The organism is Delftia acidovorans SPH-1, assembly GCF_000018665.1.
Taxonomy (GTDB): Bacteria; Pseudomonadota; Gammaproteobacteria; order Burkholderiales; family Burkholderiaceae_C; genus Comamonas; species Comamonas acidovorans.
Genome location: NC_010002.1, coordinates 4267867 through 4281196 on the forward strand (window position 1 = coordinate 4267867; position 13330 = coordinate 4281196).

Annotated in this window: 14 protein-coding genes; 9 read left to right on the plus strand and 5 right to left on the minus strand. The window is 56.9% G+C overall.

From position 1 onward, the window contains the following. The first annotated feature begins 3 nt into the window (after nt 1-3). The 9 genes from DACI_RS31510 to DACI_RS19475 all read left to right on the plus strand — a co-directional run bounded on the left by DACI_RS31510 (nt 4) and on the right by DACI_RS19475 (nt 7779). Nucleotides 4-1002: a hypothetical protein gene (locus DACI_RS31510; protein ID WP_012205696.1), complete on the plus strand. Its 999-nt coding sequence runs from the start codon at nt 4-6 to the stop codon at nt 1000-1002. A gap of 9 nt (nt 1003-1011) precedes the next feature. Next, nucleotides 1012-1479, plus strand: a complete 468-nt coding sequence (locus tag DACI_RS32145; RefSeq protein ID WP_139093507.1) for a hypothetical protein — start codon at nt 1012-1014, stop codon at nt 1477-1479. Nucleotides 1480-1492: 13 nt separating this feature from the next. Beyond that, complete coding sequence (locus tag DACI_RS32150) at nt 1493-2557, plus strand: hypothetical protein (protein ID WP_012205698.1); 1065 nt, start codon at nt 1493-1495, stop codon at nt 2555-2557. Between the two features lie 174 nt (nt 2558-2731). After that, nucleotides 2732-3277 (plus strand): RHS repeat domain-containing protein, encoded by a 546-nt coding sequence (locus tag DACI_RS19455; protein WP_012205699.1) that lies wholly within the window; start codon nt 2732-2734, stop codon nt 3275-3277. Nucleotides 3278-3601: 324 nt separating this feature from the next. Then, on the plus strand, nt 3602-4078 hold the full coding sequence (locus DACI_RS31520) for a hypothetical protein (RefSeq protein WP_059369465.1): 477 nt from the start codon (nt 3602-3604) through the stop codon (nt 4076-4078). Between the two features lie 143 nt (nt 4079-4221). Beyond that, entirely contained in the window at nt 4222-4689 is a 468-nt protein-coding gene (locus DACI_RS32155; protein ID WP_012205702.1) for a hypothetical protein, read from the plus strand. A 568-nt stretch (nt 4690-5257) separates the two neighbouring features. Next, nucleotides 5258-5836 carry a hypothetical protein gene (locus DACI_RS32160; RefSeq protein WP_012205704.1) on the plus strand — a complete coding sequence of 193 codons (579 nt, stop codon included), beginning with the start codon at nt 5258-5260 and terminating at the stop codon, nt 5834-5836. A 41-nt stretch (nt 5837-5877) separates the two neighbouring features. Further along, on the plus strand, nt 5878-6315 hold the full coding sequence (locus DACI_RS19470) for a hypothetical protein (protein ID WP_012205705.1): 438 nt from the start codon (nt 5878-5880) through the stop codon (nt 6313-6315). A 750-nt stretch (nt 6316-7065) separates the two neighbouring features. Continuing rightward, nucleotides 7066-7779 carry a hypothetical protein gene (locus tag DACI_RS19475; protein ID WP_012205706.1) on the plus strand — a complete coding sequence of 238 codons (714 nt, stop codon included), beginning with the start codon at nt 7066-7068 and terminating at the stop codon, nt 7777-7779. 40 nt (nt 7780-7819) lie between these two features. Here DACI_RS19475 and DACI_RS19480 read toward each other — a convergent pair whose 3' ends face one another. The 5 genes from DACI_RS19480 to DACI_RS19500 all read right to left on the minus strand — a co-directional run bounded on the left by DACI_RS19480 (nt 7820) and on the right by DACI_RS19500 (nt 13317). Further along, nucleotides 7820-8485, minus strand: a complete 666-nt coding sequence (locus DACI_RS19480; RefSeq protein WP_012205707.1) for a molybdate ABC transporter permease subunit — start codon at nt 8483-8485, stop codon at nt 7820-7822. Between the two features lie 35 nt (nt 8486-8520). Then, nucleotides 8521-9261, minus strand: a complete 741-nt coding sequence (modA, locus tag DACI_RS19485) for a molybdate ABC transporter substrate-binding protein (protein ID WP_012205708.1) — start codon at nt 9259-9261, stop codon at nt 8521-8523. A gap of 194 nt (nt 9262-9455) precedes the next feature. Beyond that, on the minus strand, nt 9456-10184 hold the full coding sequence (locus DACI_RS19490) for a DUF4198 domain-containing protein (RefSeq protein WP_012205709.1): 729 nt from the start codon (nt 10182-10184) through the stop codon (nt 9456-9458). A gap of 195 nt (nt 10185-10379) precedes the next feature. Beyond that, entirely contained in the window at nt 10380-12296 is a 1917-nt protein-coding gene (locus tag DACI_RS19495) for an AMP-binding protein (protein ID WP_012205710.1), read from the minus strand. 4 nt (nt 12297-12300) lie between these two features. Then, nucleotides 12301-13317: a Bug family tripartite tricarboxylate transporter substrate binding protein gene (locus DACI_RS19500; RefSeq protein WP_043782010.1), complete on the minus strand. Its 1017-nt coding sequence runs from the start codon at nt 13315-13317 to the stop codon at nt 12301-12303. Nucleotides 13318-13330: the final 13 nt, after the last annotated feature.

The following is a 13330-nucleotide window of genomic DNA, read 5'->3' on the forward strand; positions in this document are numbered from 1 at the left end:
GCCATGGCCACCAGAAAAAAACAACTGCCTGCAGCGCAGTCACAAACTGCACAGGTCAAGCCCAACGCCTACCCTTCTCCAGGGCCGATAGGCAACACCTCGGGACTGGTCATCCCCGACACGGCGCCCAACCTCCACGGAGCCACGGCTCCCGCCATCAAGCCCGTCGCCCAGGAAAAAAGCTGGTGGCAGCGCTGGGGCAGCGACGTTGTGCACACTGGTCTGGATGTCGTGGGCCTCATCCCCGGCGTAGGCGAAATTGCCGACGGCGCCAACGCTTTGATCTATCTTGCCGAGGGCGATAAAGTTAACGCTGCCTTGAGCGCGGCAGCCATGATCCCGGGCGCGGGGATGGCGGCCACCGGGGCCAAGTATGGGAAGAAGGCAGCAGCAGCGGCAACAGAGGCTGTAGGCAAGAAAGCCGGCCGCGAAGCGGCAGAAGCTGGATCACAAAAAGCAACCAAAGAGGCTGAAGAAGCTGCTGCAAAGAAAGCAGATGGGCAAGGTGGTGGAAAAGATAAAGGAAAGCCCAAGAAGCACGAACTTTGCGGTAAAAGATCGACCTACAACAAGGCACCTAAAAAACTTGGAGAACTGAATGCGGATCATGTGCCGTCCGGAGGGGCTCTCAAGCAAGCGGCAAAAGATCTGTTGGTCGAAAAAGGCATATGGGACAGCCTGTCAGAAAAGCAGCAAAAATCAGTTCTCAACCGAGTCTACAATAATGCGCCGACCATCACTGTCCCTGAAGATATTCACAAAGAGGGCCGAACATATGGCAGCAAGAACAAGCCTTTGATTCAGGGGGACTCGAAAGGACTGAAGGACGCTTTCAAACGTGACACAGAAGCCATTAGAAAAGCGATGGAAGGGAAAGACCATGGATGCCTTGAAGAGTACATGCGATCAGTGGAAGAGCTAAAGGATTTTGATTTTGATAAATATGTCGAAGACATGGCTTTATCTCATAAAGCCGTGAAACCAAAATTACCATCAACATAAGGAAATATGATGAATACCGAAAGATTGCTATCCTTCCTAGGTCATACTTCGACAAGTGATGATTTTGAGTCATTTCTTCTCGAGAATGACATAAAAAAGATGCCAAAGGGAGATTCAACAACAAGAATAAAAACCAAAGACAAATTGATTTCCATGGAATTTGACCCCACAGATTCATACAAGGAAAAATATCTTTCCCCACCCATTGGGGACGGCTGGTTCACTTTTGAATCCTTCGACATAAATAAAGGCTTTGAAAAAGAAAATCCATTCAACCTCGCTTTTGCAATGGACAAATCACAGGTTGAAGAAAAATTGGGGAAATCAGTCAGCAAGAATCAGGAAGACCTTGTTCAAGCGTATCAAAAGGACAACCACATAATTATCATATTCTATAAAAACAAGTGGAAAGGCATAGAAACCATAAGAATAAGAAAGATTAACAAATTCGACGCAAAGAATCTCAACCTTAAATAGGATCTCATATTCTATGGATGGAAAAATTCTCGTTTCATTCATTGGAAAATCTCCCAATGATCCCTCTTTCGATGCTTGGCTTCAGGAGCATCGAATCTTTGAACGACCTCATCTTGCAGAGCAAGACGAAGAATACGAAGAGGATACTGAAGCAGCAGCGATAAATGCAAGAAATAGCGAGATTGAAGAAAACGAGAAGCATAGCATTGCGTTGATCTATGAAAATCAAGACAACTATAATCGAATCTTCAAAGATAACTCCATCCATATGGACGGAGATTTTATTCTCAAACAGGTAGCGTTCTATGCTCAAGGAGTATCTAGCTATCGTGGTTTTCAGGGGACTCTACCTTTTGGCCTTGTTTTTTCAGATACCCAAACCTTAGTACATCAAAAACTAGGGCAACCCATTGCCTCCAGGTTTATTCATAACCTATCCGCCGATCTTTGGGTAACCCCAGATTGGCACATAAATATAAGCTACGTACATCTCTCTGGAACCATTGCCATAATTCATATCCGCAGACCCAATATCTATGATCTGAGAATGATTGGCAATCATTCACCGGATATTTCTTCTGCGATCAGAGATCGCATGCCCAGTCCGCACAACCTTTCGCAAGCGCTGGGTTTTTCAATTGATGATTTCAGATTGGCTGATGCCTTCAAACCCATAATTTGGGATCAAGACTCGCTAAATGAAGCCAATCATACAGAGGAGGTATTCCGCTACATAAAGAACTATGGTCTCACTCTGTATTTCAGAGAAGGTAAGGACTTCCGGAGAGAATCGAATCCACTCCCCAAGTACGGAACATTTTTTGCTGGTTACCGTCTCAATAGAGCGGGAGATATGGAAAGCGATGGATTCCAAGGACAACTGCCCTTTGGTCTCAGCTTTCATGATAGTCCGTTGGAAATTTTGAAGCACATGGGGCAACCACCTGACAAAAAGGGCACATCCTCAGACACTGGATATTTTATCTGGGACCTTCCGTCGTATAGAGTACATATTGTCTATAGCTTGATAGACTGGCAGCTGTATAGAATTACGTTTTTTGCACCATTTGCAAGATAAGGTCTGAGCAAACGACCAATTACGTTGCCTTTCCTCGTTGGTGGGCAGACTACGTAGGCGAAAAACATACGAGCAGCCTACAAATTCTGCACACACCTTGCAGGCCCTAGCAACGCGGCAGCCCGCGCCTGGATTGCTACTAGGCTACTGCAACGAACGCGCCACACCGACGGCTTGGGCCGCACCACCGCCTACCACTGGGATGCGCGCTTCAACATCATTGCTACCGTCATCGCGGAAGGCACGCCCGAGCAAATCATCGAGCAGACGCCCACCGATGCCACCGGCGCCTCCACGGGCCGCATCGACCCCCTGGGACGCCGCACCACCCTGCGCCGCGATGCACGCGGCAACCTGGTCCAGATCATCGGCGCCATGGGCCATGCCACCACGCTGCAATACAACCCGCTGGACCTGGTCACCACGCTGCGCGACGCCCTCGGTCACGAGTGGCAACAGGAATACGACAGCCGCGGCCACCTTGTGCAGGCCACCGACCCCTTGGGCTGCACCACGCGCTACCGCCATGACGCCCGGGGACGCACCGTGGAAGTCATTGACGCCAAGGGCGACTCCAAGCAACTTGCCTGGATGGGGCCGACCGCACCCACACCCGCATGCCTGACGGCCGCACCCTGCACTGGCTGTTCTATGGCTCGGGCCACCTTCACAAGATCAACATCGCTCACCCTCAGCTATCGGACAAGTTCAATGAACTAAAGGTTTCTGGTGTAAAAATTAGCGATGCTCAAGCCTCAGAAATCAGAAAATCTGTCTGGAACAATGCACCCACAATTGCTGTTCCTCCAGATATTCATGCTGAAGGACAAACTTGGCGATATAAAACACTACTGAAAGAATCTCTCAGGACGCGGGAAACCTCAATGAAGCTGTAAAAAGAAATACAGATGCCATCTCCAAGGCTATGAAAAACAAGGATCTTGAATGCAAGGATGCCTATGACAAAATTGCGCAAGAGTTGAGAAACATGGATTGGAATCAATATATTCAGGATGCCATCACCAACGAAACAAAGGCAAAGAAATGAATGCAATAGAACTGATGATTTTTTTAGGCCATAGTAGCACGCATGAACCGTTCGACGAGTTTTTAACCAAAAATGGCATTAAGAGTCGACCGAAAACAGGCCGATCATTGGAAACGCTCATTCCTATAAAAGGACAAGGTCTTTCAATGTCATTTGAAATCGATGCAAAAGGAAATGGGATAGCACCCAAAAGCGAAGGTGCATTCATATTTAGCCAACTTGAAATTCGAATATCTGGAGATGACGGAAGGAATGGAATTTACAGCAGACATTTACCTTATGGTTTGAGTGCCAATGACAGCAGGGATGCGGTAGAAAAAAAACTGGGACAACTTAAGCGCAGAATGCCGGAGATTGATAATTATTTTCTTGACGGAGTTGTATGGACAGTCGCTTTCGAAGAGGATAAATTGGAGTTCTTTCAGCTTGGCGTTCCTACAAATGGCAAAAGAAAACATGGACTTTGCCTCTAATTAAGCAGAATATTTATGCATCCATATCCAGTCATCTGACTCGCCAAAAATCAGATAAACCGCTTCAGATCACGAAACCCCCATCTTCCATATTTTCTTCAGTGCTAATTAATTTCCTCGGTTGTTCTTCAAAAGATCAGCGTTTGGAAGATTTTCTTGAAAAATACAACATCCATGATCGACCGATAAATAATATTATGTCATCCTTCTTATTGTATTTCGAAGAAATAAATCAAGAATCTAAAAATTACAAAGGATTTGCTGAAGTTGGATTATTTCAGACACCTGAAACTATATTTTCCGGCAGTATCCGCGCAACCATTAACGGCCGCAATTTTAATGCGGCAATTATTTCAGATAAGACGCATCAAAGTTGCAACGGATTTTTTCAGGAAAACAGTGAACGCGCAGATAATATAAAAATATTATTCAATTTTATTGAAAATAGATTAACCAATGATTGCATTATTCCAAATATTGCAAAATTCATATTTAACAACCAATCTACCGTTAATTTAAATGCGAAATGGATTTCAATAAATATTGAGGATGCAAGAAATAATTTTAATCGGGATCTTTTCGATGAAGGATATCTTCTTAGACTTTGGTGAATGTGTAAATTCGTTAGGCCTGCCCCAATAATCAAATTAATCCTTACAAACTCGGACCGGCAGCGGCAGGCCAGCTTGTGGCCCGTGGCGACTACCTGTGCGGCCGCTACGAACACCACGCGCCACGGCGTCACCCAGGCCACCCGCTACGCCTACGACCCCACGGGCCGATGTGTCGCCAAAAGCGATGCCTTCTGCAGTATCCACTACCTTTGGGATGGCGACCTCACGGTGCACAGCCAGCGAGGTACAAGACAGGCGCTCTATATTTACGAGCCGGGGAGCTTTGTGCCGCTGGCCACCATTCAGGGAGCGGGCGAAGAGCACAGCACCTACTGGTACCAGTGCGACCAGATCGGTCGCCACTGGATCACCGACGAACAGGGCCAAGGGGCCTGGGCCGCACCACGGCCCACTCTTGGACTACTGGTCGTGGCATCTCACTGCGGGACTGAACATCTTAAGAATCAGAGCCGATTGCCTGAATTTCTTTGCTGCCACACGATACCTTTGCAAAAGGCAAATGTATTATTGAAGCCCATACAGTTGGATACATAACCCTTCCATTATGACAATCGATTACCAAAAGATAAGAATTATTTTAAACAAATATTTATTTGGAGAAATATGTCTGAATGTTGAAACATCAGCAACGGTGCCAGAAAGCATAGAAGACCTGGCATCCAAGGGGTTTTCCAGAGAGGGAGATCCGAATGACCATGAATTATTCGAGAAATATTATTCCATAGTTAATAAAAATCAGGGAATCAACTTCAAGATATACACGTTCAAAGGGAAAATATGGAGCAGCGGCCTTGATTTCCATGGATTCAGGTTATCCACCATCCTTAAGATGATTAATAAGCCAGCCAACATGAGATTGTTCCTTGACAAAAAAAACTCCGATGGCGCACTCATCATTAATGATCTATGCGTTTGTAGATTTTCATATCCTAAGGAGAACCCTCTAGCGCTTACATTTGAGACCAATGCCGCAATAATCGATGATATGAAAAACAGAAAAATCTCCACCAAGGCTGTTGAAAATGACTTCACTGAAATATCTGCAGTACTGGCGAGAAGGAGTAACAGGAAGCTTAGAAAAATAAAACAAATATTGGTAGCCAAGGGTCATATATTGAAATAATTACCACCAATAATCCTACAATCTTTATTTAACATCCAGACATGGCATCTACCCATTCATATGAATACGACCCAAATCTTCATACACTCAATCTGGAGACCGCAGAGAAATCCATCCGCTTGCTGGCGACCGCATTCTTTCACCAAGATCTGAAAACCCTTGAAGCCCACTTCGGTATCAGCCCACTGCAAATGGATGAGGCTTTTGAAGCATTGGAAAATCATCTCGGCAAAGACGATTTCACCTCGCTTGCACCTCCTCCAATAGGTAGCCAGCTCGTTCTGGAAAAAGATGAAATTTGTGCCGACGATGAAAATTCCTCAATCAGGGTCTATCGATTGAATTACGGAGGCTGGGGCTACGAGATGGATGTTTTCAGGCAAGACAAGAGGTGCGATCTGACCATGCGTGGCGAACTGCCTGGAGATTTCGGCAAAAATCCGCACAGCATCAAATTTCATCTGTTTGAAGTCATGTGATTTTTGTCCCGACCATGCACACCATCCCTGAACTCGCCAGCCCCCAATCCTGGCAATCCACACTGCCCTCCCGCCGCGCAGAGATTGCCCAAGCCATTCTGGAGGGGCTGCCGCGCGGCTTCGAGTTCGCCAAACCATTCGTCTCTACGGAACCTGCTGAGGGCGCGGCATGGGAGGTTCCCTGCTTTTACGATGCGCAGCATGAGACCACGCTGACCCTGGTCCTGGGCGGCGATTTCACCTACGGGGCAAGGGCGCAGCGGTTGGACAAGCTGCGCGATTCGATCCCTGCTGAGGACTGGTCCTTGATTGCGCCGGTGGTCCATGCAGCGAAGGAGGCGGATCCCGTGCATGTGCCCGCGTTTCTGATGGGCCGCTTTCCTACGTTCGAGTGGGTGATTGAAGAGCATGTGGATTTGTGCGATGGGCTGGAGCGGCCTGATTTCTCCAGCGAGGACGGGCCGTTCCCCGCCTATGTCACGCAAGAGGAAGCGCAGCGCTTTTTGGCCGCCACGGGCTATCGCCTGCCTTGGGACCATGAGTGGGAGTACGTTGCGAAGGCAGGCACGGAGCGGCTGTATGTGTGCGGGGACGCAGTTCCCCAGCGCGATCCGTCCGGGGATGTGTGCCTGACCCAGTTTGGCGATGGACAGGGCCATATGGGGCAAATCCGTGCACAGCCGTTGTTGTGGCGCGCCTGGCACAGCAATGTTCTGGTGGCGTCATTTTTCGGCTTTAGGATGGCGGGCCATGCGCAATCCCCACTCCCTTTGGGCGGCGGCAGCCCTGGGCCTGGCAGCCTGTCTCGGCACCAGCCCGGCCCATGCAGCCCGGCCCATGATCACGGACGATGCCCGCATCGTCGATGCCAAGTCCTGCCAGCTGGAAAGCTGGGTCAAGTCCAAAAAGGACAGCACGGAGTTCTGGGCGCAGCCGGCCTGCAATTTCACGGGCAATCTGGAGCTGACGCTGGGCGCGGCACGCACGCGAGAGGACGGCAGCAGCCGGACCACGGATGTGGTGATCCAGGGCAAGACCCTGTTCAAGGAACTGCAGCCCAATGGCTGGGGCTGGGGCCTGGCCGTGGGCAATGCCCGGCATCCGAATGACGAGGGCCAGGGCCGGGGAGATTTGTACGCCTATGTGCCCGTCACGTTCTCGATGCGCGATGACCGGCTGTTCTTCCACACCAACGTGGGCTGGCTGCGCACGGCGCAGACGCATCGCAACCTCATGACCTGGGGCCTGGCAACCGAGGCCCAATTGAGCCAGAGCACCTGGCTGATTGCCGAGACATTCGGCCAGAACCAGGGCAAGCCCTTCTACCAGATGGGCCTGCGCTACTGGCTGGTGCCTGGACATGTGCAGATCGATGCCACCTACGGCAACCGCGCAGGCAGCAGCACGCAGGAGCGGTGGTTTTCCATCGGCTTGCGCCTGCTGTCTTCGCCTTTCCTGCCCTGAGTCCTTTCCAGCTTGCGCCCTGCCCGGCCCTGCCCGCTGCTCACAGCGCGCCAAACCGCCTGAGCACCATGAAGGCCGCCATGGCCAGCACGCCCAGCATCAGAGAGAGCTGATTGGCGCAGGCCAGATTGCCGTCCAGCACGTTGTTGTAGATGGCCAGTGACAGGGTTTCCGTCCGGCCGATGATGTTGCCGCCCAGCATGAGCGACAGGCCGACCTCGCCCAGCGCACGGCCCCCCGACAGGATCAGGCCGGCCGCAATGCCACGCCGGGCCAGCGGCAGCCCGATGCGCCAGAACACCGACCAGGGGCGGTGCCCCAGCATGGCCGCCGCCTCCAGCAGGCGTGGCGAAGTGCCTGCAAAGGCGGCCTGCGTGGGCTTGACCATGAGCGGCAACCCGGCAATGAAGGCCGCAATGACCAGGCCCGTTTGCGAAAACACGATGTCGGGCCGCAGCACATCGGGCAGCAGTTGGGTGAGCAGCCCTTGCCGGCCCAGCAGCACCAGCAGGCCATAGCCCAGCACGATGGGCGGAAACACCAGCGGCAGGCTGACCAGTGCATCGACCAGCTGGCGCCCCGCAAACCGGCGCCGTGCCAGCAGCCAGCCCAGGCCTGCGCCCACCAGCAATTGCAGCATCAGGCTCCAGGCAATGACATGCGCGGTCAGGGCCAGCGGCGCCTGGGCGCAAACGGAGTCGGTCATGGACTGTCAGTTGCCAGCAGGGATTAGGTGGCCCATCAAAGGCCGTGCCGCTCCAGTACCTGGCGGGCCTGCGGCGTGGCGATGAAGTCCAGCAGCGCCTGCAGTTGCGGCGATGAGGCGCGGCCCTTGAGCACGGCCAGGCTCAGTTCGATGGGCGGATGGCAGCTGGCCGCCACCGGCACGCTGGCGCCCACGCGGTCTTTCAGGACCAGGGCCTCGGTCTTGTTGACAAAGCCTGCGTCCACCTCGCCGGTGGTCACATAGGCGCTGACCTGGGGCACCGTGGCCACTTCGACCAGGCGTTCGCCCAGCGTCTGCGCCAGGCCCAGGCGCTCCAGGCAGATGCGCGCCGCGTTGCCGTACACGGCCTTGCTGCGGTCGGCGATGGCAATGCGCTTGAATTCGGGCCTGGCCAGGTCCTGCACGCTTTCCAGGCGCTGGCCGCGCGCGGCCACCAGCACCAGCTGGCCCTGGCCCAGCGTGATGTAGCGCTCGGCCAGTTGCATGGGCTCGACAAAGGCGCGGTCGCCAATCAGCACGGCGATCTCGGGGTTCTGGCGGGCCTGGGTCTCGATCTGCTTCATGTTGCCAAAGCTGGCCTCGGCGCGAATGTCCGTGGCCTGGCTGAAGGCCTGCAGCAGTTCCAGCACGGGCTTGCGGTAGCCGGCGCCAGCGGCCAGCAGCAGGCCTTCATCGGCATGGGCCAGGCTGGCCGAGCCAGCCAACAACAGCGCCAGGAGCGGCGCCAGGCCGCGGGACAGTATGCGTTTGAACATGGATTTCCTCCTCTAGAACGCGGCGTTGAAGCCCACGCCCCTCTCTTTACGAAATATTCAATCGTATACGATGAATCCCGCACCCACCCATGTGTTCCTACTGCAGCGCCCATAAAAAAGCCTCCATGCATGAGGCATGGAGGCCGGCAGGCATGGCTGCCTGCGTCTCGGGCCAAGGTGTTTGGCCGCAGCGCTTACTTGTTGGGCTTGGCCGCAGGGCCGGCAGCGATGGGCGCCACGCCTTCGGGCTTGACGTAGGTGACCGAGGTCACATAGTGCACGCCGTCGTATTTTTCTGCGCCGTTCGGGCCGGTGCGCTCACCGCCGCTGCGCTCGTCGTGCGTGGCTTCGGCCACGTAGGTGCCCTTCCAGGGCATGTCGAACTGCACCAGGCCCTGCTCGTCAGCGTGGGCTTCCTTGCTCCAGCCCGATTGCACGGTCAGCACGACCTTGGCCTTGGGCAGCGGCTGGCCCTTGTAGATGACCTTGAACTCGCCGGCCTTGCCCGAGGGCACGACATCCAGCGTGAGGCGCGAGGCCTGGGCAGCAAAGCCGGTGATCAGGCGCGCGGCCGGGTGGTACCAGTTGCGCAGTTCCTGCTCGCCCTTCTTGCTGGTGTACAGCGGGTAGCCGGCATCCTCGGCCACGATGCTGTCGCCCTGGCCGGCCTTGAAGGGCAGCGCAAAGCCGGTGCCGGTCTTGCGGCCATCGGCCGCCTTCTCGCCCTGGGCAGACACCAGGGTGGCCACGGGCTTGCCGAACTTGTCGAGCAGGCCCGGCGATGTCTCGCGCAGGTTGTCGCCAAACTCGCCAAAGCGGATCACGGCGGTTTCGCCGGCCGGCTGTTCCAGCCAGATCTGGTGGGCCTGGCTGGCGCCGCTGGCGGCCAGGAGTGCGGAGACAAGAATCCAGTGTTTCTTCATTGCAGCTTCCTCAAAGGACAAAAAAAACAGCCATCGGCGCCACAACGGGCCGACGGCATGAACGTGCTTGGGGAGTGGGGTGCGGCCGCATGTCGCCGCATTGATTATTGAATGCGAATGGTTTGCATTCTATGCGCATTGCGCACCGCTCCGGCGCAGTTCACCAGGTAGCTGCAATGGGGTCCGGCCCAGCGTTCAGGCGGCATCCTCGATGCGCACCGGCTCGCCCGTGAAGGCCAGCGCCTCGGCAGCCTGCTCCCAAGGGCTCCGGTCAGCCGCCCTGGCCGGGCGCAGCACAAAGCCCTCGCCTTCCGCATGCGTGGTGCTGGCCGCGGGCGGCAGCGGCAGGCCCATGCGCTCATGCGCCTGGGCCACCAGGGTGCGAGCGTAGATTTCCGCAGCCATGCTGCGCAGGCGCGGCTTGTAGACCTTGCCCACGTTGGTGGTGGGCAGCGCATCGATGATGCGCACATAGCGCGGGCGCGCAGGCGCTTCGTCCACGCCGGCTGCGGCAAAGGCCAGCAGTTCGGTCTCATCGGCATGAGCGCCGGGCTGGAGCGCGACAAAGGCCACAGGCACCTCGCCCGCATAGGCATCGGGTGCGCCCACGGCGGCGCAGGCCTTGACGGCGGGATGGCGCTCCAGCGCCTGCTCTATCACCTGCGGATCGATGTTGTGGCCGCTGCGGATGATGACGTCCTTGGAACGCCCGCGCAGCCGCAGCAGGCCATCGTCGCCGACCGAGCCCAGGTCCCCCGTGATCAGCCAGCCGTCATCGGTGAGGTAGCTGGACGGCTCAATGCCACCCAGGTACCCGGAAAACAGGTTGGGCGACTGGAACACCACCATGCCGGTTTCGCCGGGCGCGGCTTCCTGCCCTGATGGCCTGCCGTCCGGCCCCATGCAGCGCACGGCCAGGCGCGCAAACGGCAGGCGCAGGCCCACATGGCCCGCCGCCGCGTGCAGGCCGGGCGGCGTGATGGTGGAGATGCCCGTCATCTCGGTCATGCCCAGGCTCTCGTGCACATGGAAACCGCTGTGCGCCTTGAAGCGCGCCGCCACCTCGGGCGACAGCGGCGCGGCGCCCGTGCGGAAGTAGCGGATGGAGGACACATCAGCCCCCTGCAGCGGCACCTCCACCAGCGCGGCCAGCACCGTGGGCACGGCCGACATCAGCGTGGGCTTCCACTGTGCCGCCATGCGCCAGAAGCCGGCAATCACGGCCTTGTTGCGAAACAGACCGGTGGTCGGAATGATGACGTGGGCTCCGGCCGAGAAGCAGGCCAGCGAGCCCGGCAGCACTCCGGCCACATGGAACAGCGGGTAGCCGTTGATGGTGCGGTCGGCCGTGTTCAGGCCCTGCATCTGCACGCTGGCCCAGGCGGTGTAGACCTGGGCGCCATGCGTCTGCACGGCAATCTTGGGCGCGCCCGTGGTGCCCCCGGTATGGAAATAGGCCGCCACGTCGCCGGCCTGGGGCTGGCGCCCGCTCACCAGCCGGTCGGAGGGCTGGGCGGCCAGGGCGGCATGCAGATCGCAGGCGGGCCAGCGCTGTCCATCCCCCTGGGGAACCCGGCCTTCATGCGAGACCCAGAGCACATGCGCCAGGTCCGCATCCAGCGCCGTGACTTTCTCGCGGATTCCGGCATCGTCCTCGTCCGCCCAGGCGATCAGAAAGCGCGCGCCCGTGGTCCGCATCAGGGCAGAGATCTTCTCGGCACTCAGCAGCGGATTGATGGGCTGCACGATGCCCGCCGCCTCGCCGCCCCACAGCGCAAAGTGGTACTCCATGCAGCCGGGCAGCAGGATGGCCACCGTGTCGCTGGCGCCCATGCCCAGCGCATGCAGGGCGTTGGCCGTCTGGTGGATCTTGCCCAGCAGTTCGGCATAGCTCAGGTGCCGGGCGTCATGAACGCTGCCGGCCTGGGGCAGAAAGCTCAGCGCCCTGCCCTGGCCGTGCTCACGCGCGGAGTTGCAAAAGAGGTCGTAGACCGAAGCCGCGGTGATCAGCTGCGCCATGGGCCGGCTTTCGATGGCTTCGACATCGGCCAGGCTGCAAACGGCCCGCAGAGGCCGGAACATGGATTGCGCAGGCATAGGACTCATGGCCATGGATTCACTCCGCGCCCAGGCCGTTGGTGCGCACCACCTCGCCCCAGCGGGTGTAGTCGCTGCGGATCAGGGCCTCGGTATCCTGGGGGTTGAGGTAGGCGGCCGTCACGCCGATCTTCTCGAAGCGGTCGCGCACCTCGTCGGTGGCCAGCAGTTGGCGCGAGGTGGCGCTGAGTTTGTCGATGATGGCGCGCGGCGTGTCCCTGGGTGCCACCAGGCCGCCCCAGGACGATGCCTCATAGCCGCCAAAGCCCTGCTCGGCCATGGTCTGCACGCCGTCCAGCGCCTTCACGCGCTGCGGCGTGCCCACCGCCAACGCCCTCAGCCGGCCACTGCGGATATGGGGCAGCGCAGACACCATGTCCGCATAGATCACCGGCACCACGCCACCCAGCGTGTCGTTCATGGCGGGCGCACTGCCCTTGTAGGCCACGTGCTGCATGGTGTGCAGCTTGGCGGATTTCATCAGCTCCATGCTCAGGTGGCCCGAGCTGCCCGCGCCGGAGCTGGTGTAGTCCAGCGTGGCGGGCTGCGCCTTGGCGTACTGGAACAGCGATTTGAGGTCCGTCACCTTGGGCAGCGACTGCGCATTGACCGCAATCACATTGGGCAGGTCGTAGATCTTGGTGACCGGGGCGAAATCCGTGGCCGTGTGGAACTTGACGTTCTTGAAGAAATGCGGCGCCATGATGGTGGGCGTGACCATCATCATCAGCGTGTAGCCGTCAGGCGCAGCCGTGCGGAACTGGCCCGCCGCCACCGCGCCCGATGCGCCGGGCTTGTTCTCTATCACCACGGGCTGGCCCAGCTGGCGCGCCAGCGCCTCGGCGTAGACGCGCGCCGCGCCATCGGTGGGCCCACCCGGCGGGAAGGGAACGACCAGGCGAATCGGCCTGTCGGGCCAGGCGCCGGTATCGGTATTGGCCTGCGCCGCGCCGCACAGCGATGCGAACGCAGCCACGCCGATGGCGCCCAGCGCCATGCCCTTGGCCAACGCCTGTCTTTTTGTGATGCCTGCCATCTTGTCTCCTTGA